Annotated in this window: 12 protein-coding genes and 1 pseudogene; 8 read left to right on the top strand and 5 right to left on the bottom strand. The window is 63.5% G+C overall.

The features are described 5' to 3' along the window. Positions 1 to 188 precede the first annotated feature (188 nt). The gene (locus THECO_RS00065; protein WP_015253040.1) at positions 189 to 725 is read left to right on the top strand and encodes a DoxX family membrane protein; all 537 of its coding nucleotides are present in this window, start codon (positions 189 to 191) and stop codon (positions 723 to 725) included. Positions 726 to 784: 59 nt separating this feature from the next. Here THECO_RS00065 and THECO_RS00060 read toward each other — a convergent pair whose 3' ends face one another. Beyond that, positions 785 to 2920 carry a TaqI-like C-terminal specificity domain-containing protein gene (locus THECO_RS00060; protein WP_015253039.1) on the bottom strand — a complete coding sequence of 712 codons (2136 nt, stop codon included), beginning with the start codon at positions 2918 to 2920 and terminating at the stop codon, positions 785 to 787. Positions 2921 to 3163: 243 nt separating this feature from the next. Here THECO_RS00060 and THECO_RS00055 point away from each other — a divergent pair, with 243 nt between their 5' ends. Further along, on the top strand, positions 3164 to 7582 hold the full coding sequence (locus tag THECO_RS00055; protein WP_015253038.1) for an endo-1,4-beta-xylanase: 4419 nt from the start codon (positions 3164 to 3166) through the stop codon (positions 7580 to 7582). A 79-nt stretch (positions 7583 to 7661) separates the two neighbouring features. On the opposite strand, the gene THECO_RS00050 is transcribed toward THECO_RS00055, so the two are convergent. After that, positions 7662 to 8519, bottom strand: coding sequence for an AraC family transcriptional regulator (locus THECO_RS00050; protein WP_015253037.1), 858 nt, complete (start codon positions 8517 to 8519; stop codon positions 7662 to 7664). Between the two features lie 94 nt (positions 8520 to 8613). Continuing rightward, positions 8614 to 10005: a threonine synthase gene (gene thrC / locus THECO_RS00045; protein WP_015253036.1), complete on the bottom strand. Its 1392-nt coding sequence runs from the start codon at positions 10003 to 10005 to the stop codon at positions 8614 to 8616. Positions 10006 to 10347: 342 nt separating this feature from the next. Here thrC and greA point away from each other — a divergent pair, with 342 nt between their 5' ends. From greA to THECO_RS00030, 3 genes and pseudogenes are all read left to right on the top strand, one after another. Further along, positions 10348 to 10824, top strand: a complete 477-nt coding sequence (greA, locus tag THECO_RS00040; RefSeq protein ID WP_015253035.1) for a transcription elongation factor GreA — start codon at positions 10348 to 10350, stop codon at positions 10822 to 10824. 119 nt (positions 10825 to 10943) lie between these two features. Next, positions 10944 to 11276 carry an ArsR/SmtB family transcription factor gene (locus THECO_RS00035; protein WP_015253034.1) on the top strand — a complete coding sequence of 111 codons (333 nt, stop codon included), beginning with the start codon at positions 10944 to 10946 and terminating at the stop codon, positions 11274 to 11276. 267 nt (positions 11277 to 11543) lie between these two features. Beyond that, positions 11544 to 12746 (top strand): annotated as a pseudogene (locus THECO_RS00030) (SulP family inorganic anion transporter); the annotation flags it as partial. A 106-nt stretch (positions 12747 to 12852) separates the two neighbouring features. Here the strand turns inward: THECO_RS00030 and THECO_RS00025 are convergent. Further along, positions 12853 to 13989 (bottom strand): zinc-dependent alcohol dehydrogenase, encoded by a 1137-nt coding sequence (locus THECO_RS00025; protein WP_015253032.1) that lies wholly within the window; start codon positions 13987 to 13989, stop codon positions 12853 to 12855. Positions 13990 to 14128: 139 nt separating this feature from the next. On the opposite strand from THECO_RS00025, the gene THECO_RS00020 reads away from it, so the two are divergent. Together THECO_RS00020 and THECO_RS00015 are read left to right on the top strand one after the other, a co-directional pair. Then, positions 14129 to 14734, top strand: coding sequence for a DNA-3-methyladenine glycosylase (locus THECO_RS00020; RefSeq protein ID WP_086010518.1), 606 nt, complete (start codon positions 14129 to 14131; stop codon positions 14732 to 14734). A 42-nt stretch (positions 14735 to 14776) separates the two neighbouring features. Then, entirely contained in the window at positions 14777 to 16636 is a 1860-nt protein-coding gene (locus THECO_RS00015) for an FMN-binding glutamate synthase family protein (protein ID WP_015253030.1), read from the top strand. 6 nt (positions 16637 to 16642) lie between these two features. Here THECO_RS00015 and pepT read toward each other — a convergent pair whose 3' ends face one another. Continuing rightward, positions 16643 to 17884, bottom strand: coding sequence for a peptidase T (gene pepT, locus THECO_RS00010; protein WP_015253029.1), 1242 nt, complete (start codon positions 17882 to 17884; stop codon positions 16643 to 16645). 212 nt (positions 17885 to 18096) lie between these two features. Between pepT and THECO_RS20265 the strand changes: the two genes are divergently transcribed. Further along, a complete protein-coding gene (locus THECO_RS20265) occupies positions 18097 to 20313 on the top strand; it encodes a bifunctional diguanylate cyclase/phosphodiesterase (RefSeq protein WP_015253028.1) in 2217 nt (738 codons plus the stop codon). Positions 20314 to 20373: the final 60 nt, after the last annotated feature.

The raw sequence follows: 20373 nt of genomic DNA, 5'->3' as shown, positions 1-20373 counted from the left end.
ACGGGCGGCTATGGCCGGCAGGGGATCGGCAGGTCCCCCCCGCCGGTTCTTTTTTTGATGAAAAGAAAGCGGATAAAAATCGACCTTATACTTTGCCCCACATCAATGATACAATGGCGCTGTGGCAATACTTGGACCATGGCGCCGGCCGAAGGCGTCCGAACACATGGTTGACGGAGGGATGAGGCATGAGCAGAACCATCCATGTACCGGAAAATCCCGTATCGCATTTTCTGTTCAACAGCACCCGTTCGGCCTGGATCTGGCTGATCGTGCGGCTGTATCTCGGCTGGAAGTGGTTGGACGCCGGCTGGCACAAGATCAATTCAGACACCTGGGTCGGGAAGAACGCCGGCAAGTCGCTCGAAGGCTTCGTCAAAGGCGCGCTCGCCAAGGCGGAGGAAGGGCAGGATGTGACCGGCTGGTACGCATCGTTCCTGGAGAACGTCGTCCTGCCGAATGCGAAGGTGTTCAGCTACATGGTCGCCTTCGGCGAGACGCTCGTCGGCCTCGGCCTCATTCTCGGCCTGCTGACCGGCATTGCGGCGTTCTTCGGCTCGTTCATGAACGTCAGCTTCCTGTTCGCCGGAACGCTGAGCACGAACCCGCTGCTGTTCATTCTGGCGACCTGGCTCGTGCTGGCCTGGAAAGTGGCCGGCTGGTACGGTCTCGACCGCTGGGCGCTTCCGTTCCTCGGCACGCCGTGGGGCAGGGTCAACCGATAGATTCACCGATCCAACGGCAGGAAAAAGGCTGCGATGCACACAAGCATCGCAGCCTTCTTTCATGTTCCGGGCCGGCACAGCGTTCCGGGCAGGCCGATCCGCCCGGCGACGAGGCGGCGTTCGGCGTCCCGGAGGCCGTACAGCGCCATGATGCGCCGGTCGATCGCCTCGTACAGTTCCCGGCACCCGGCCGGATCTTCGCAGGCGATCAGCCGGTCGACGAGCGCGGCGATCCGGTCCTGCTCCGCCGGCGGGCAGGCCGGGAGCGGCAGCGCTTCGATGTGGCGGCGCAGCACCTTGACGGAAGCGTGCGCGTAGGTGTGATAGAACCGGGCGGGCCGGGAATTGAGCGCGGCGAGCACGTATTTCATGCGGTAGCCGGGCGCGCGCGGAATGATGATGTTCGCGCTGTTGAGCGTAAGCGTCCGCCGATCGTCGTAGGCGAACACGAGATCCGCGTTGATGAACCGGTAGATCAGTTTCTCCGGGGCGCGGTAGAGCGGCTCGGGCGCGGTCTGCTGGTACCGGTCCGGGTCGAACCGGATGTACCGCCCCGAATGGCGGATGCTGTATACGGACACATCGGCGCCCCGCAGCACCGGTTCCCACCCTTCGGGCACCCGGCCGTCCGGGAATTCCCGCACATGGGCGCGGTTGTCGCCGGTGACGATGCCGAGCGCGAAGTCGCACCGGCCTTTGAGATACCAGACGCCGGGCGCGGCGCGCATCCGCTCGAGGACGGCCTGTTCCGCGTCCGCGGCGCACACGTTGAATGCGCAGCCCGGGTTCGCCCGGAACCGCCGCTGCGGAATGGCGTCCGCCCGGCCGCGGCCGTCCCGGACGATGACGGCGTGCCCGGGGCCGGGCGGACGCTTGCGCAGCGTCAGCGTGACGGCCGGGCTGCTGACGCCCGCGAACGGATTGCCGGCCAGCGTGATGCCGAGCATTTCGGTCTGCTCCGCGATGAGGCGGCGCGCCTCGGCATGCCGGTCGACCGTAAGCAGCGATTCCGGCAGGACGTAGGCGAGCAGCCCGCCGTCCTTCAGCATCGACAGGCCCGCCTCGATGAACAGGCCGAACGATTCCGTCCCGAAGCTCGCCGCGGTGCGGAACCGGCGCTTGAACCGCTCCGCTTCTTCCGGGGCGAACTGATAGCCCCAGGGCGGGTTGCCGATGACGAGGTCGTACCGGCCGCCTTCGGGCTCTTCGGGATGCCTGGACGGCGCGCGCAGCGCGTCCTGCCGCCGGATCGGGAAGCCGGCCGGCATGCCGCCGCCGTCGGGTTCGGCGAGCAGGGCAAGGTTGAGCCGCGCCAGATGCACGGCCGTCCCGTCGATGTCGAAGCCCGCAAGTGCGCCATGCGCCCGCAGCATCCGGTCGGCTTCGCGGGCGCTCAAGCCCCGGGCGGTGAGCCGGCGTTTCAGCGCCAGGTAGACGCGGATCAGAATGTTGCCCGACCCGCAGCACGGGTCGATGACGCGCGGCAGGCCGGCATCCTCCGGCCAGGCGTCCAGCACTTCGCCCGCGAGCGATTCGACGATCGCCGAAGGAGTGTAGTAGGCGCCGGTCTGCTTGCGCCGGCGCAGGCGGGCGAGCGACAGATGGACGAGGCCGAGCAGGTCGTCGCCCTCCGCGTACGCGGCGGGCAGCCGCGCCAGCTCGCGCAGCCGGCGCCGCGCGTCCGCGTCGAGCGGGGGGGCGCCGTCCCCGGGGGCCTCGTCCTCGCCGACGCGCCCGCACAGCCCGTCGAGCAGGGGCGCGAAGCCGCCGGCATCCAGCCGGCCGTCCAGGAACCGCTCGGCCAGGCTGGCTCCGCCAGCTTCGGGCTGCGCGGGCAGATGCCCGCGGCTCACGAGCAGCTTAAGCGCCAGCTCGAGGAGCGCAAGCCGTGGATCGAGCCGGTCCGCGGCGATCTCGGCCGCCTGCCTGGCCAGCCGTTCATGCGCTTTCGTCCGGACGTAGCCCGCCGGAACGAACGCGCCGTCCGCCGCCGTCTTGTTGCGGCGGCTGCGGAGCCGCGCCGTGAGGCCCGAAGCGAGCGCTTCCTTCAGCGCTTCGACTTCCGCGCGGTCGAAGGCGAGCGTCCGGCCGCTGCGGATGCTGCACAGCCGCCCGGCTTTCGTCCAGTTGCGCACCGACGCGACCGAGATGGACAGGATGCGGGCCGCTTCGGCGGCCGAGATCAGCTCCTTCATGGCGTGTCCCCCCTTTTCCGCAACCCGTTGATCTCCACTGATGATCTCCATTATAGCGAAAATTGTCGGCCTCCACGCGTGGCTCACAGACCGGGACCATCGACTCAATTCCCGAACATCTAAGATTTTGAAAGAAAAATCTATAATTGTTCAACTCCACATTTTAACAGCAGGTGGTATATATAGAAGGTGCGGATTGTAAGCGCTTAAAATTTTTCGTGGATTGGAGGCCGATACGTCTTCATGAGAGGCAAACTGCGAAAACATGTTGCATCGCTTCTGGCGCTGCTCCTGCTGATCCCCGGCGGGATGGCCGCGCCCGCGTCGGCGGTGGACGATCCCGTGGTCGTCTACCACGAGACGTTCGAGCATGGCATCGGCAAAACCGCGCAATCCGGCGGAGCCAGCCTGCAGCACGCCACGGGCGTGTACTTCGACGGGAACACCGACGGCGGCGCGCTGTACGTGACAAACCGCAAGAATGAGTGGGATGCCGCGGACTACTATGTCTCGTCCATTCCGCTGCAGACGGGGATTACGTACACCGTCACCGCGTCGGTGTATGCGGATCCGGCCGATCTGAACGGTCTGGACAAGCTTACGATCGTCGCCGCGGTGGTCACGAAGAACGATCAATACAGGCAGCAAAAGTCGGTGGAGCTCGAGCCGGGCAAACCGGCGACGCTGACCGAAACGTTCACCGTGGAAGACCATGACAAGTCATTCCGCATCCAGACGGATGCCGCCGGCAAAGCAACTCCTTTCTACATCGGCGAGATCAAGTTCGTCCTGACCGGAACGGGCGGACCGGACGAGCCGGACGGCAAGGTCGTCCTGTCCCAGAGTTTTGAAGACGGCGACTACACCGGATGGTCGCGCAAAAGCTGGGGCGGTCAGGGCACATTGGAAGTTTCTTCGGATGTCGCATCGGACGGCTCCAAGTCGCTGAAATTCACGAATCGTGAAAGCGCTGACAGCCAACCGCTCCTGAACGCGACCGGCGTCATGAAGTCGGGACGCACGTACGATGTCTCGCTGAAAGTGAGGCTCGGAGCAGGTTCGGGACAATTCCATATTGCCTCCAAGATCAATTCACCGCTGCTGGACAACCAGTACCCGTGGCTGGTCGGCAACCAGGACGTCACGGCGAACGATTGGACGACGTTCGCGGCCAAGGGAGTCGAGATTCCGGCCGACACGAGCGAAGTGTTGCTCTGGATCGAGTCAGCCGAGAGCAACACGCTGACCTCGGACATTTACATCGACGAAGTGCTGATCGTGGACGTCACCTCCGGCGGCGAGGATCCGGGTGATGTCGATACGAGCGGCATTTTCGACGATTTTGAGAGCGGCATCGGGAACTGGGTGCGCCGGTTCGGCGCGGGCGGCATCGAGGTGACGCAGGAGGACAACCACACCGAGGGCGGCAAGCACAGCCTGAAGACGACCGCTTCGGCCCAATACGACGGTCCGCTGCTCGATGTGCACGGCAAGATGGCCCGCGGTCATCAGTATGAACTGTCGGCGTGGGTGAAAATGGCCCGGGGCGAAGAGCCGACGGTACTCCGGATCAGCATCCAGTACGGCGAGAGCGGCTTTGCGAACGTATCCCCGAACGTTACGGTTACGGATGGGGAGTGGGTGAAGCTGAGCGGCCGGTACACGCAGTCCGTGACGCCCGGCGATCACCTGAACGCCTATGTGGAAGTGGCGAACGATTACGGCGGGCCGCGAACCTTCCTGATCGACGATTTCGAACTGAAATACATCGGGCCGGTGGCCGGACCGAATCCGGATTTCACGCTCCCGGCGATCAAGGACATCTACAAGGACCAATTCCTGATCGGCAACATCATGAACCCGGGCAATTTCGACGACGAAATCCGGTCGAAGATGCTGAAGCATCATTACAATCTGCTGACCGCGGAGAACGCGATGAAGCCGGAGTACGCCTACAAACCGGGCACCCGGGAGTTCGACCTGACGGACGAGATCGCGCTGGCCGAGCAGGCCATCGCGAACGGCTTCAAGGTGCATGGCCACGTCCTCGTATGGCACTCGCAATCACCGGATTGGCTGCATACCCAGGTGGATGCCAACGGCACTCCGCTCCGGGATGCGAACGGCAACATTCTCTATCTGGACAAGGAAGAGGCGCTGAACAATCTCCGCACCCACATCCGGACCGTCGTCAAGACGACCGGCGACCGGGTGATTTCCTGGGATGTCGTGAACGAAGCGATGAACGACAACCCGCCCAACCCGGCAGACTGGCGCGATTCGCTGCGCCGTTCGGGATGGTATTACGCGATCGGTCCGGACTACATCTATGAAGCTTACAAGACCGCTCGCGAAGTGATCGACGAGAACGGCTGGGACATCGAGCTGTACTACAACGACTACAACGATGACAACCAGAACAAGGCGACGGCTATCGCCAACATGGTCAAAGAGCTCAACGAGCGGTACGCGGCGGAAACGAACAGCGACAAGAAGCTCATTGACGGCATCGGCATGCAGTCGCACTACAACCTGAACACCAACCCCGACAATGTGCGGGCATCGATCGAACGGATCATCGGCCTCGGCTTGAAGGTCGGCATCACCGAGCTGGACGTCATGGCCGGAACGAACGGCACGATCACCGAGGACCAGGCGATCCGGCAAGGCTGGCTGTACGCGCAGCTGTTCCAACTGTACAAGGAATATGCCGATCATATCACGCGCGTCACCTTCTGGGGCGTCGACGACGGCACAAGCTGGCGATCGGAGAACAGCCCGCTGCTGTTCGACGGCCGTTATCAGGCGAAACCGGCGTACTACGCCGTCATGGATCCCGCCAAGTTCATCGAAGATCATCCGCCGGCGGAAAAAGAGTACCAGGAAGGCACCGCCGCTTACGGCACACCCGCCGTGGACGGAACGGAGGACGCGGTATGGAGCCGGGCGGAGGAGCTGCCGATCGCACGCTTCCAGACGGCGCACAACGGCGCGACCGGCACGGCCCGGGTGCTCTGGGATGACCGGAATCTGTACGTGCTGATCAAGGTTCAGGATACCGCGCTGGATCAGACGAGCGATCTGCCGTACGAACAGGATTCCGTCGAAGTCTTCCTTGACGAGACGAACAGCAAGGCGCCGTCCTACGGCCCGGGGATCGGCCAGTACCGGGTCAACTACGAGAACGCCGCCACGTTCAATCCGGAGAGCATTGCCGAAGGGTTCGAGTCCGCGGTCGTCGTGAACGGCACGAACTACACCGTCGAGATGAAAATTCCGTTCAAGACGATCACGCCGGCGAACGGCCGCAAGATCGGATTCGACGCGCAGATCAACGACGCGAAAGACGGCGTGCGCCAGAGCGTGGCGATCTGGAACGACCTGACGGGCCAGGGCTGGCAGGATCCGTCCGTATTCGGCGTGCTGACCCTGACCGGCAAGCCGCAAAGCGGCGGCGGTCCGTCGCCAACGCCCTCGCCGGCGCCCGCTCCGGAGCCGGCCGTGGCGGAAGACGGCACCGTGACCGTCAAGCCGACGATCGCGAACGGCCGGGCGAAGGCGAGCCTGAGCGGCGGCACGCTCTCGCAGGCGCTTGAACTCGCGGCGGCGGACGACACCGGCCGCAAGATCGTCGTCCTTGACATCGATGCGGAAGACGCTGAAGCCGTCGACGTGGAATTGCCGGCCGGGTTCCTGGCCGCTGACGAGCCGTATGTCATCCGGCTCAGGACGCCGCTGGGCATCGTCGACTTGCCGTCGAACATGCTGGCGGGCATTGCCGGGGATGCGGAGACGATCACCATCGCCATTTCCGGCGTCGACGACCTCGAACTGGATGAAGCCGTGCGCAACCGGATCGGCGATCGGCCGGCGATCAGCCTGAATGTGCTGGCGGACGGCGAGGCCATCGCCTGGAACAACCCGAACGCGCCGGTCACCGTGTCCATCCCGTACGAGCCGACGGCGGAAGAGCTCGCGAATCCGGGTCATCTCGTTGTCTGGTATATTGACGGGGAAGGCCGCGCAACGGCCGTGCCGAACGGCCGCTACGACGCCGAATCCGGCGCCGTCGTGTTCCGCACGACCCATTTCAGCGTCTATGCCGTCGCTTACGTCGTGAAGACGTTCGACGACATTGACCGGGTGCCGTGGGCGAAGCAGGCGATCGAAGCGATGGCTTCCCGCGATATTATCGACGGAAGCGGCGGTTCAAACTTCGATCCGCACGCCTTCGTCACCCGCGCCGAATTCGCCGCCCTGCTCGTCCGCGCGCTCGAACTGAAGGATACGGGCAAAACCGTCGCGATGTTCAGCGATGTGGCGAAGACGGACGAATTCTATGACGAAGTGAGGATTGCCAAACAGCACGGCATCGTCAGCGGAAACCTGCTTAACCGGTTCAATCCGAACAGCCCCATCACCCGCCAGGACATGATGGTGATGGTCGATCTGGCGCTCCGGGCCGCAGGCAGACCGCTTCCGGAAGGCGGCTCTCTCCTCCGGTTCAAGGATGCCGGCGACGTGGCCGCATATGCCCGGAGCAGCGCCGAGAAGCTGGTGGCGGCGGGAATTGTGCAGGGAGCAGGCGGCACGCTCGTTCCCGGCAACCGTCTGACGCGCGCGGAAGCCGCCGTCATCCTGTACCGAATCTGGGCGCACTGAGCGAAAGCCGCATGGCAATGAAACGGGCCGTCCCGCAGGCAGCCTTGGCTGCCGGGGAACGGCCCCTTGCTTTTGCACGTTACTTCTTCACAATCGGAATCCAGACCTCGCAGCGGTAATCGGGTGCGGACGAATCTCCGTCCAGGTAAACTTCCAGCTCCGGTCCGTGGGCATGCTCGTAGTTCGTTGACGGGAACCACTCCTGGAAGATGCGCCGGATCACGTCCTGAATGGCGCCCGGCAGCGGGCCGACGGAAGTGAATACGGCCCAGGATGCCGCCGGCACCGTATAGCCGGTCCATTCATCTCCGGCCATCTCTGGTCCGGCTTCGACGGCGATCATGTAAGAAAAATCTTCCTGGCCGGGATCCATGGGCAGCACGACCCCCATCGCCATCTTGCCGGTGAGCGATTCGAGCCGCGGGATCCAGCCGTCCGCATAACCGGCGTTCCAGAATTTCGGAATCTCTCTGAAATTTTCGCCGTCCCGCGTCGTCGTATCCAGCACTTTCCCGATCACATGAAACGCTTCCCGCTCGACAATCCGATAATCCATCGCATGAACTCCTTTCAAGGATAGTTGGAATTCCATGCGGGGGAAGGCTTTGAGCCGGACGCCGGGATTGCGGGCTTCGGACGGCGCGATGCCGTGCAGCCTGCGGAAAGCCTTGGCGAACGATTCCGGCGAATCGTACCCGTACTTGAGCGCGACATCGACGACCCGGGCCTGCGTCGATGCCAGCTCCTGCGCCGCCAGTGTCAGCCGCCTGCGCCGGATGTACTCCGTTACCGTGAGTCCCGCCACCATATGGAAGAGCCGGTGGAAATGGAACGCCGACGAGTAAGCCGCCCTGGCCGCCTCCTCGATGCTCACCCCGTCTTCCAAATGACGCTCGATGTAATCCAGCGCCCGGTTCATTCTGTCCAGCCAATCCATCCGCATCGTCCTCCTCATCCACCGTAACATGAGGGTTCCAAAGCCGCCTGTTCAGGCTTGCTCTCCGATGACAGATGGCGGCGATGGCGTCGATTCAGCCGAAGAACGCTTCGAGCTGTTCCTTCACCTGTTCGTTCGCATTGCCGACGACCGTGACGCGGCGCGGCTTGCCGAACAGCGCCTGGATCGGCTCGGGATACACTTGCGAGATGTTCCGCAGCCGGATCGCCTCGTCGAACTTGGCGGGATGGGCGGTGGACAGCGAGATCGTGACCTCGCCTTCGTCCGACCGCTTGTCCGCGGCCGCGACGCCGCAGGCGGTGTGCGGATCGAGCAGATAGCCGTACGATTCGTAATAGCGGGCGATCGTGTCGAGACATTCCTCGTTCGACACGCTGTAAGCGGCGAAGTCTTCCCGCACTTTAAGCAGCACGTCCTGCGGCACTTCGATCCGGCCTTCGGACCTGAACCGTTCCATCAGCGTCGCGACCGTGCCGGCATCGCCGTCATACAGGTAGTACAGATAGCGCTCGAAGTTGCTCGCCACCTGGATATCCATGGACGGGCTGTACGTGCCGCGGAATTCGCCGGGCTGATAGACGCCGCTTGCGACGAAGCGGGCGAGAATGTCGTTCTCATTCGTCGCGAGCACGAGCTTGCCGACCGGCAGCCCCATCCGCTTCGCGATGTAGCCGGCGAAGATGTCGCCGAAGTTGCCGGTCGGCACGCTGAAGTTGACCGGGCCGGCATGCCCCTGTTCCGCCAGACGGAAGTACGCGTAGAAATAGTAAACCGTCTGCGCGAGGATGCGGGCGATGTTGATCGAGTTGATGGCGCGCAGATGATACTGCCGCTTGAACGGAACGTCCGCGAACAGTTCCTTGATGATGCGCTGGCAGTCGTCGAACGTACCTTCGACGGCGAGGTTCAGCACGTTGTCGTCCTGCACCGTCGTCATTTGCAGTTCCTGCACCCGGCTGACCTTGCCGTGCGGGTGGAGGATGCAGATCTTGATGCCTTCCTTGCCGCGCACGCCTTCAATGGCCGACGCCCCGGTGTCGCCGGACGTCGCGCCGAGGATATGGATGACCGAACCGGTCTTCCGCGAGACGTAAGCGTACAGATTGCCGAGGAACTGCAGCGCGACGTCCTTGAAGGCGAACGTCGGGCCGTGGAACAGCTCCAGCACGTGCAGATCGTCGCGCAATTTCACGACCGGCGTGACGTGCGGATCGCGGAACGTCGCGTAGCTGTCATTGACGAGCCGCTCCAGCTCTTCTCGCGGGATGTCTTCCTCCATGAACAGCGCCAGAAGCTCCAGCGCCAGCTCGGAGTAGGACAGCTTCCGCCACGCCTTGAGCGCGTCGTCCGACAGCCGCGGCAGCCGCTCCGGCACGAGCAGCCCGCCGTCGTCCGCGAGCCCCATCAGGATGGCGTCGGTGAATCCGATCGGGGCGACCCCGCCCCGGGTGCTGATATACTTCATATCGATCTCCTTGTCGCAGCATTGAGTGTGTGAAGCGGCCGCCGGCGCACGCCTGCCCGCTTCCTCCATGCCCCCTATTGTACATCAGGATGCCCGTTCCGGTCGACTCCTCGCGAGATGCGGGGGCAGGGGGCGGATATGGTGCAAATATGCACTACCTGCGGGCGATTTTCGCAGAGGGCGGCGGATCTGGTGCAAAAATGCACCACGTGCCGGTGAACAGAGGATCAAGCGCGGAAAGGCGGGCAGCCGCGAAATTTTTTTGCAGCAAATCCATTATCGAAACGGGCGGACATGGGGTAAAATATAGAGGGTTATGCAATCAATGGGGAGTGGAAAACCATGGCGAACGACGAACTGATATTGACTCCGGAAGGGTACAAACAGCTGGAGGAAGAGCTCCGCGAGCTGAAAGGCCCGAAGCGCAAGGCGCTCGCCGAACGGCTCAAGGTCGCGATCAGTTACGGCGATCTCCGCGAGAACAGCGAATATCATTCCGCGAAGGAAGAGCAGGCGTTCATGGAGACGCGGATTCTGCAGCTCGAGCGGATGCTGCGGACCGCCAAGGTGGTCAGCCCGGACGAGGCGGGCGACGGCTCGGTCCAGATCGGCTCGACCGTCCTCGTGCACGACCTCGAATTCGACGAGAAGATCGAGTATCGGATCGTCAGCCCGGCGGAAGCGAACGTGGGCGAGAACAAAATTTCGTACGAGAGCCCGCTCGGCAAGGAACTCATCGGCAAGAAGGCCGGCGACAAGGTGAGCGTCACCGCTCCGATGGGCGTCATTGAATACAAGGTGCTTGAGGTCAAAAGCTGAGTTCCCGCATCACCCTGCGCGGCGCTCGCGCCTTCGCCGGGGTTGCCTGCCCCGCGCTTCAATATGTTACTATAGAGAGAAGCATTACGGGCCGGCAGGCCTGAACAGGGGAATCGGACATGGCCAACAGCATTCAGCAGTTCAAGGCGGATTTCTTCAAGGCGCTGGCGCATCCCTTGCGAATCCGCATTCTCGAGATTCTCTGCGAAGGCGACCGCAGCGTGAACGAAATCCAGAACCTCCTGCGATCGGAAGGCTCGACCGTTTCGCAGCAGCTCGCCGTGCTCCGGAACAAGAATGTCGTGTACGGGGTGAAAGAGGGGACGACGGTCGTCTACTCTTTGCGGGATCCGCTGATCAAAGATTTGCTGCAGGTGGCGAGACAGATTTTCGACAACCATCTGATCGACCAGATTCAATTGCTCGAAGAGATTCGCAACGAACCGTTGTGAATGGCAGAAGAGGCAAGAACGGCCCGGGTTCCAATGGCGGAATCCGGGCCGTTCCGCGTCTTTCGGGCAGGCTGCGGGCTCCAAGCTTCGCCCGGACAGCCCGGAGCGGACAAGAATCGGAAATTCGGGGCGCCGCGTCCGTTTTCGCGCGAATTCCGCCTTTGACAGGAAGGAGGAAGCGGGAGTAGGATACATCTTGTGTTTCTTATATTTGAAAATTTAAATATTTAGATAAACATAAATACAGAGAAAAGAGGCGCATCCGGGTTGCAACCTACGGACAGTACAGGCGGATACGGGTGGGAGAAATTCCGCAGGGATCTGGTCTCCGGCATCATCGTCGGTCTGATCGCCATTCCGCTCGGCATGGCGTTCGCCATCGCTTCCGGCGTCGAGCCGGAGTACGGATTGTACACGACGGTGGCCGCGGGCGTGCTGATCTCGCTGCTGGGCGGTTCCCGCTACCAGATCGGCGGGCCGACCGGCGCCTTCATTCCGGTGCTGCTCGCCATCGTGCTGGAGCACGGCTACGAGCGTCTGCTGACCGCCGGCTTGCTGGCCGGCATCCTGCTCGTGATCATGGGGCTGCTCAAGGCCGGCTCGATCATCGCGTATATTCCGAAAGCGGTGACGGTCGGCTTCACCGCGGGCATCGCGGTCATCATTTTCACGGGCCAGATCGGCAATTTCCTCGGACTTCAGGGGATGCGGCAGCACGAGTTCTTCCTGCAGAATATCGGGGAAGTGCTGCGGCGGCTGCCCGCCGCCAGCCTCGAGAGCGTCTGTGTCGCGTCGGTCTGCCTTGCCGTGATGCTCATCCTGCCGCGCGTGACGACGAAGATTCCGCCGGCGCTTGCGGGCATTGCCGCCGCCACGGCGGTTTCCCTGCTGCTGTTCGATGGCCGGACCGCGACGATCGAGTCGGTCTACGGCGCGATTCCGTCGTCGCTGCCGGCGCTTGCGCTGCCGGATCTGTCGTGGGGGACCATCGTGACGATGCTGCCGTCCGCCCTGCTGATCGCCGCGCTCGGCAGCATCGAATCGCTCCTGTCGGCCGTCGTCGCCGACGGCATGACGGGCACGCGCCACAACAGCAACCGCGAACTGGTCGGGCAGGGCATCGCGAACATCGTCACGCCGCTGTTCGGCGGCATCCCGGCGACCGGCGCGATCGCCCGCACCGCGGCCAACATCCGGACGGGCGCCGCTTCCCGGATGTCCGGCGTCATCCACGGCGTCGTCGTGCTGCTCGTGCTCGTCCTGCTCGCCCCGCAGGCGTCGAAGATCCCGCTCGCGGCCATGGCTCCGGTGCTGATGGTCGTCGCCTGGAACATGAGCGAGCGGCGGGCCTTCAAGGAACTGCTGCGGAAGCGGTCGCCGGAGTCGGTCGTGCTCGTCGCGACGTTCGCCCTGACCGTGTTCATCAATCTGATTGCCGGCGTCGGCTGCGGCCTCGCGCTCGTGCTGCTGTACCGGCTCCGCGAAGCGGTCCGGAGGCGCGGCGCGGTCCGTACGCCCGCCGGCGCGGTCGCCGATGTCCCGCTGTCCAGGCGGAGAGGGCGCGGATGACCGGCTGTCAAGGCCGCAGAATGACCTTGATGCAATGCTGTTTCCGCTGTGCGAAAATCTCATATCCCTGCTTCGCTTCCGAGAGCGGCATCACGTGGGTCACGATGTCGCTCGGGTCGAGGCGGCCCTGCTTCATCAGGTTGTAGACGACGGGCATGTAGTGGACGACCGGTGCAAGGCCGCCTTTCATTGTAATGTTTCGGGAGTAAATTTCCCCGTAGGGAAATCCGTTGTAGCGCATCCCGTACAGACCGGTGACCTGGATCAACCCGCCTTTGCGCACCGCCTGCGCGGCGGTGATGAGCGCTCCCAACGAACCGCCTTGCATCTTCAGCATTGTCTCGACATACTCGACGGGCGTCATTTTGCCTTCCATGCCGACGCAGTCGATGACGATGTCCGCGCCGCCCCGCGTCATCTCCTTGAGCAGCTTTCCCGTCTCCTTCGGTGATTCGAACGCGACCGTCTCCACATTGTTCGTCCGCCTCGCATGCTCCAGCCGGTAGCCGACGGGTTCGACGGCGATGACCCGCTTCGCTCCCATCAGCCAGCAAATCTTCTGCGTCACCAGACCGATCGGACCGCATCCGAGCACGATGACCGTATCGCCCGGCATCACGCCCGCGTTTTCAGCGCTCCAGTAAGACGTCGTCAGCACATCGGCGATCATGACGAGCTGCTCGTCGGTCAGCTCGCAGTCGTCCGGAATGCGGAACGGCAGATAGTTGCCGTACGGCACGCGCAAGTATTCGGCCTGGGCGCCGGGATAGCCCCCGCCCTTGTCGGAGAAACCGAAATAAGCGCCGATTTCCGCGTTTTCGTTCGAGTTGTCGCATTGGCTTTCCAGCCCGTTCCGGCAATAAAAACATTCGCCGCAACTGACACTGAACGGGATGACGACCCGGTCGCCTTTCTTCACCCGGGTGACTTCCGGACCGACTTCCTCGACAATGCCGAGCGGTTCATGGCCGATGACGAAATCCTTCGGCAGATCCGGGACCATGCCGTGCACGAGATGCAAATCCGAGCCGCAGATGCCGCTTGCCGTCAGCCGGACGATGATGTCGTCGGGACGTTCAATGCGCGGATCGGCGACCTCTTTCACCTCGATGCTGTGGGCGCCCTGGTACGTGACGGCTTTCATTGATGAGACATCCCTCCGCCTGTGTAGAAATGGCATCGCCTGCCGGTAGGTTATCCATTCGCATCCATGTTATACTGGGGGCAGAAGCGGTCCTGCAGGACCGCCGCTCGACATGCAAGGAGGCGGGAAGAGCTTGCGGATGGAACCGGTGCGGGACGGCTTCTTCGACCGGCCGACGCTGGAGCTTGCGCAGGCGCTGCTCGGCATGCTGCTGGTCTGCGTTACGGAGGAAGGCGCGGCCGCCGGCCGAATCGTGGAGACGGAAGCGTATATCGGTCCGGAGGATCGCGCCGCCCATTCCTGCGGCAACCGGCGCACGCCGCGGACGGAAGTCATGTTCGGCCCGCCCGGAAGGGCCTATGTCTATGTCATGCATACCCACAGCCTGTTCAATGTGACGAGCGGGAAGGAAGGGAAACCCGAAGCGGTGCTGGTCCGCGCCGTCGAGCCTGTCCTGGGACTGGAGTTGATGCGGGCGCGGCGCGGGCCGGTGAAGCGGCCGTACGATCTGACGAACGGCCCCGGCAAGCTGACGAAGGCGCTCGGCATCACGAAGGCGGACTACGGCCGTCCGCTGACCGCGCCGCCGCTGTTCATCGCGCAAGGCCGACCGGCCGAAGCGGTGGCATGCGGCCTGCGGATCGGCATCGAAGGAAGCGGCGAAGCGCGGTTCTACCCCTGGCGGTTCTGGGAAGCGGGCAATCCGTATGTGTCCAGGGGCAGAGGAGCCGCCGCGCGGGAATGACGCTGTCGGATCACGTCATCAAGACAAGGAGGCAGGGTTGCCATGCAAATTGTCGGTCAATTGCTCGATATTGCCGCCACCGTCATCGTGCTGGCGGTGCCCGTTGCCCTTATCGCGTTGTATGTCTGGGACAAATATCTTCAGCGTCAGCATTCCGTTCTGAAAACGCATCCGGTCATCGGCAGGCTGAGGTACGTGTTCGAGATGCTCGGACCGGAATTCCGGCAATATTTCATCTGGGGCGACAAGGAAGGGCGGCCGGTGGACCGGGACACGCAGGCGTATATTGCCAAGGCGGGCAAATACGGTTCGACCGTCATCGGATTCGGCTCGCGCCGGGATTTCCAGACGGAAGGGTTCTTCCTGAACAACGCGCTCTTCCCGAAGAACACGGACGAACTGGCCGTCGACCAGACGGATGTCGTCACGACGACGTACAAATATCAAATCTTGAGCGAAGGACTGATCTCCCGCAAGGAACGGCGCATCCGCGCGACATCGCTGCCCTGGGCGCTGACCGAGCGGGATGCTGTCGTGATCGGCGAATACAACAAGGTGCGGATGCCGTACAAGACGCGAGGCTTCGTCGGCATCTCGGGCATGAGCTTCGGCGCGCTCTCCGACAACGCGGTCCTGGCGCTCGCCCAGGGCGCGGCGATCGCCGGCCACACCTGGATGAACACCGGGGAAGGCGGACTGTCGCCCTATCACCTGTCGAAGGTGTACGAGCTGCGGGACGGACAGGCCGCAAGGCCGCGGGACCGGCATGAAGCCGCCGTTTTCGATTTCGTGCGGAAGCGCCGTATCGTCTCGAATTTCGAGATTCTGCGGGAGCTTGCGGACATTCCGCATGAAGACATGCGCGTCTTCGACATGGAGGAGAATCCGTACATCCAAGCCGCGGAGCGCATGGCCGCCGCCGGCGTGCTGACGCGCAAGGCAGCCGATCTGATCTTCCAGATCGGCTCGGCCAAATACGGCGCCCGCTCGGACGCGCGCGGCACGTTCGATCCGGAGGCGTTCATGCGGACGGCCGGACGTCCCGAGGTGAAGATGATCGAGGTGAAGCTCGCGCAAGGGGCGAAGGTGCGCGGCGGCAAGCTGCCGAAGAGCAAGCTGACGCCGATGATTCGCCGCATCCGCGGCATTCCGATGGATTACGACGGCGATGTGGAGTCGCCGAACCGGTTCGAGGATTTCCGCGACCTGCCGTCGCTCTTCGCGTTCCTCGAGCGGCTTCGCGAGCTGTCCGGCAAGCCGGTCGGCGTCAAGCTGGTCGTGGGCAGCGAACAGGCGATGGAGGAGCTTGCCGCCTTCATGCGCGAGTCCGGCACCGGACCGGACTTTCTGACGATCGACGGCGGCGAGGGCGGCACGGGCGCGGCGAACATGGAGATGGCCGATTCCCTCGGCCTGCCCGTCTATTCCGCGCTGCTCCTCGCGGACAACGCGCTGCGGCGGCACGGCGTGCGCGACCGGGTGAAGATCATCGCCAGCGGCATGCTCGCCACCGCCGATCGCATTGCGATCGCGCTGGCGTTCGGCGCCGATCTCGTCAACGTCGGCCGCGCCGCGATGAACACGATCGGCTGCATCAACGCGCTGAAATGCAACACGAACGAATGCCCGACCGGCGTCACCAGCCACAAGCCGGAGCTGAAGAAGGGGCTGGTCATCGAGGAGAAAAGGTTCCGCACGGCCAACTACCTGACGACGGTTCGCGAAGGCGTCTACATGCTGGCGGCTTCGTGCGGACTCGATTCGCCGGCGGGCTTCAGGCGGGAGCATGTCACGTTCAAGGACCGGAACGCGTCCGCCGTCCGGATGGACCGGGTATGCCCTTACCCGGACGAAACGGGGGCTGCCGCGCGCATGTTCCCCGATTCGGCTCGCATAGGATGATTCGGGTTATTGCGGCCAGTCCCGTTCGGCGAACCGTTTCACGATCTCGATGACCGTCTCGGCGGCTTTCGCCATCACGTCGACGGACACGTATTCGTAGCGGCCGTGGAAGTTCTCGCCGCCGGTGAACAGGTTCGGCGTCGGCAGCCCCATGTAGGACAGCTGCGAGCCGTCGGTGCCGCCGCGGATCGGCCGGATGACCGGCTCGATGCCGAGGCTGCGCATCGCCTCCTCGGCGATGTCGATGATTTCGCGTACCGGCTCGATTTTGTCCCGCATGTTGTAATATTGGTCGTTCATTTCGATCCGGATCCGTTCTTCGCCGTATGCGGCCTGCAGTTCGGCGGCGATATGGGCGAGATACGCTTTCCGGTCTTCGAACTTCTCCCGGTCGAAGTCGCGGATGATGTACTGCATTCTGGCGTGCTCGACGCCGCCTTCGAAGGAGATGAGATGGTAGAAGCCCTCGCGTCCTTCCGTATATTCGGGCGCCTCATCGGCCGGCAGTTTCGCGTGGAATTCCATGGCGATTTTCGCGGCGTGGATCATTTTGCCCTTGGCCGTGCCGGGATGGACGTTCTTGCCGCGGATCTCGATCACCGCCTGGGCGGCGTTGAAGCTTTCGTACTGCAGCTCCCCGAGCGGGCCGCCGTCGACCGTGTAGGCCGCCCGCGCGCCGAACCTCGCGACGTCGAACCGGTGCGGTCCCCGTCCGATCTCTTCGTCGGGCGTGAAGGCGACGCGCACGGCGCCGCGCCTGATCCCGGGATTCCGGACGAGATGATGCATTGCCGTCATGATGATCGCGATGCCGGCTTTGTTGTCCGCGCCGAGCAGCGTCGTGCCGTCGGTCGTGACGAGCGTATGACCGCGGTAACCGGCAAGCTCGGGGAAGTCGCGCGGCGACAGTACGATCCCCTGCTCAGCGTTCAGCACGATGTCGCCGCCGTCGTACGCTTCGACGATCTGCGGCTTGACATTTTTGCCGGTGAAGTCGGTGGCCGTGTCGAGATGGGCGAGGAAGCCGATGACCGGCACGCTGCGGTCCGTGTTGCCCGGGAGGGTGGCCATGACATAGCCGTTGTCGTCCATGGCCGCGTCGGTCAACCCGATCGCCTTCAGTTCATCCACGAGCATGCGGCCGAGTTCGAGCTGGCCGGGTGTCGAGGGACAGGTGCCGCTGTCCGGGTTCGACCGGGTGTCCACCTGAACGTAGCGCGTGAGGCGTTCGATAAGCTCTTTTTTCACGGCGGAATCGCTCCTGTATAAGGGATTATGGGTTATTATAGGCATTCGCCCGGGCCGGCCGCAACCGACGGAAAGCGCGGCCGGCGGGGATTAGGCCAATTTGCAAACTTCGACATGAATCGACAGGATGAATCTTACAGATCCCCGGTCCTTCGGTTATAATGGTGACAGGCGGCAGCCGGTGGGGAGGAACATACGTGGAGGACAAGGGGATGCACCGATGGTTCTGGGGCGCCGCTGTCTTGACGACATGGCTTGTGCTGTCTGTCGGAACGATCGTTTATCAGAAACAGAAACTGGACGAAACCGAACGTCTCGAATATGAAGCCGCGGCGGCGGTCGCCGCATGGGCGGACGAATTCGCCGCCTGGACGAAGATGCGGATCGCCGAGCTGCGCGTCATGGCGGGCACAACCGCCGTCCGGTCGGGAAATGACGAAGAAGCGCTGCCCTATCTGGCCGAAGAACGGACGAGGCACGCGGACCTTCCGCTCCTGGGCTTGATCGGTCCGGACGGAACGATCGTCTTTCCGGACGGATCATCGGCGTCCGTGAAGGAAGACGGCGCAGTCCCGCATGAAGCGGACGGCGGCGGGATGCTTTACGGCCCGGTCGACGGCCCGCACGGCGAGACCGGTCTCGTGCTGGCCTTTCCTGTTGAGCGGACGGACGGGGCGCCCGGCGGAGCCGTGGGCAGCTTCGTGCCGCTGGCCTGGGTGCACGAGACTTTTTATACATACACGCTGACGGAGGAACAGACGGTTTACTTTCTGGCCGGCGATGCCGCGTTTCGGCTGACGGAGGGCGGCGGGCCGGCGGAGGATCCCGGCCTGGCCGGCCGGATCGGCTCGCGGGACGATGCGGATTCCGGGGTGATCCGGTTCGAGCGGGACGGTGAAGATTTTCTGTTAATATACGGAAAGGCGGCGGGTACGCCCTGGACGCTCGCGGCCGCCGCTCCCGGCCGGCTGCTGCTGGCATCGGCGGGCAGCGGCTTCTGGCGGACCGCGGCGGGCTTCGCCCTTCTGGATGCCGTTTTGCTGCTTCTGCTGTACGTTTTTCATCAAGGCTTCGCCTCCCGGTTCCGCGATCTGAAAAAGCGGCTGGCCCAGATGAGCCACGCGGCCAGACACGATCTGCTGACGGCGCTGCCGAATCGGCTGCAGCTCAGGGAGGCGCTCAACGCGCTGATCCGCAGCCATCCGTTCTCCGAGGACCGGCTGATCGGACTCGTGCTCATCGATTTGGACCGTTTCAAGAACGTCAACGATGCGCTGGGCCACAACGTCGGCGACCGGCTGCTGATCGCGGCCGCCGGCCAGCTCGGCGCCGCCTTGCGCGAAGGCCAGCGGCTGTACCGGCTGGGCGGGGACGAGTTCGTCCTGCTGTTCGAAGCGCTGAAGGCCCCCGGGGAAGGCATCGCCGAAGCGGAGCGGGTGCTCGGACGTCTGCGCGAGCCGATTCGGCTCGAACATCACGAATTCATCGTCACGGGCAGCGCCGGCATCAGCTTCTATCCGAAACATGCGGCCAGCGGCGGCGAACTCCTGCGGAACGCCGATCTGGCGATGTACCGCGCGAAGAAGCTGGGAGGCGGCTGCCTCGTCTGCTATGACGAATCGATGGTCGGGCAGACGACGCGCGAGGTGGCGATCGAGCAGCATCTGCGCAAAGCGGTGGCCGAAGGCGAGCTGGCGCTGGTCTATCAGCCGATCCAGGCGATCGCGAAAGGGAAGTGCGGCCTGTTCGCGGAGGCGCTGCTGCGATGGCATTCCAGGGAGCTCGGCCCGGTGCGGCCGGATCTGTTCATTCCGATCGCGGAGAGCACCGGCCTGATCATCGAGATCGGCGAATGGGTGCTGCGGCAGGCATGCACTCAGCTCGGTATGTGGCGGCGCAGCGGGCTGCCGATCGATCGCGTGTCCGTCAATCTGTCCGCCATCCAGCTCGAACAGCCGGGCTTCGTCGACACCGTGCGGACGATTCTGGCCGAAACGGGCTGTGATCCGGACGGGCTGATGCTGGAACTGACCGAGAGCGCGGTCATCAGCCGGATGGATGTGATCGCCAGGACGCTGCGCGAACTGTCGGATCTCGGCATCCTGATCGCGCTGGATGATTTCGGGATCGGGTACTCGTCGCTTTCCGTGCTGAATCAGTTGGATGTTGACGTGCTCAAGATCGACCGCTCGTTTATCTCGCGCATCCATGACGGCAGCAAGGACAGGGCGCTCGTGAAGGTCATCCTGTCCATCGCGTCGCTGCTCGGCATCGATTCGATCGCCGAAGGGGTGGAGACCGAGGAGCAGCTCGAAATGCTTCGGGGCATGCAATGCACGCACGCCCAGGGGTATCTGCTCAGCAAGCCGCTTGACCGGGCGGAGTTCGAGCGGTATGCGGTCCGTTACCGCAATCCGGGGCTGACGTAGTGATTCGGCCTGGCATGGTTGCCCGGGCGGAGCGCACATCAAGATACTTCAGCTTTTCGT

The sequence above is a fragment of the Thermobacillus composti KWC4 genome, assembly GCF_000227705.2.
Taxonomy (GTDB): Bacteria; Bacillota; Bacilli; order Paenibacillales; family Paenibacillaceae; genus Thermobacillus; species Thermobacillus xylanilyticus.
This window is presented reverse-complemented; position numbering and strand designations above follow the sequence as displayed.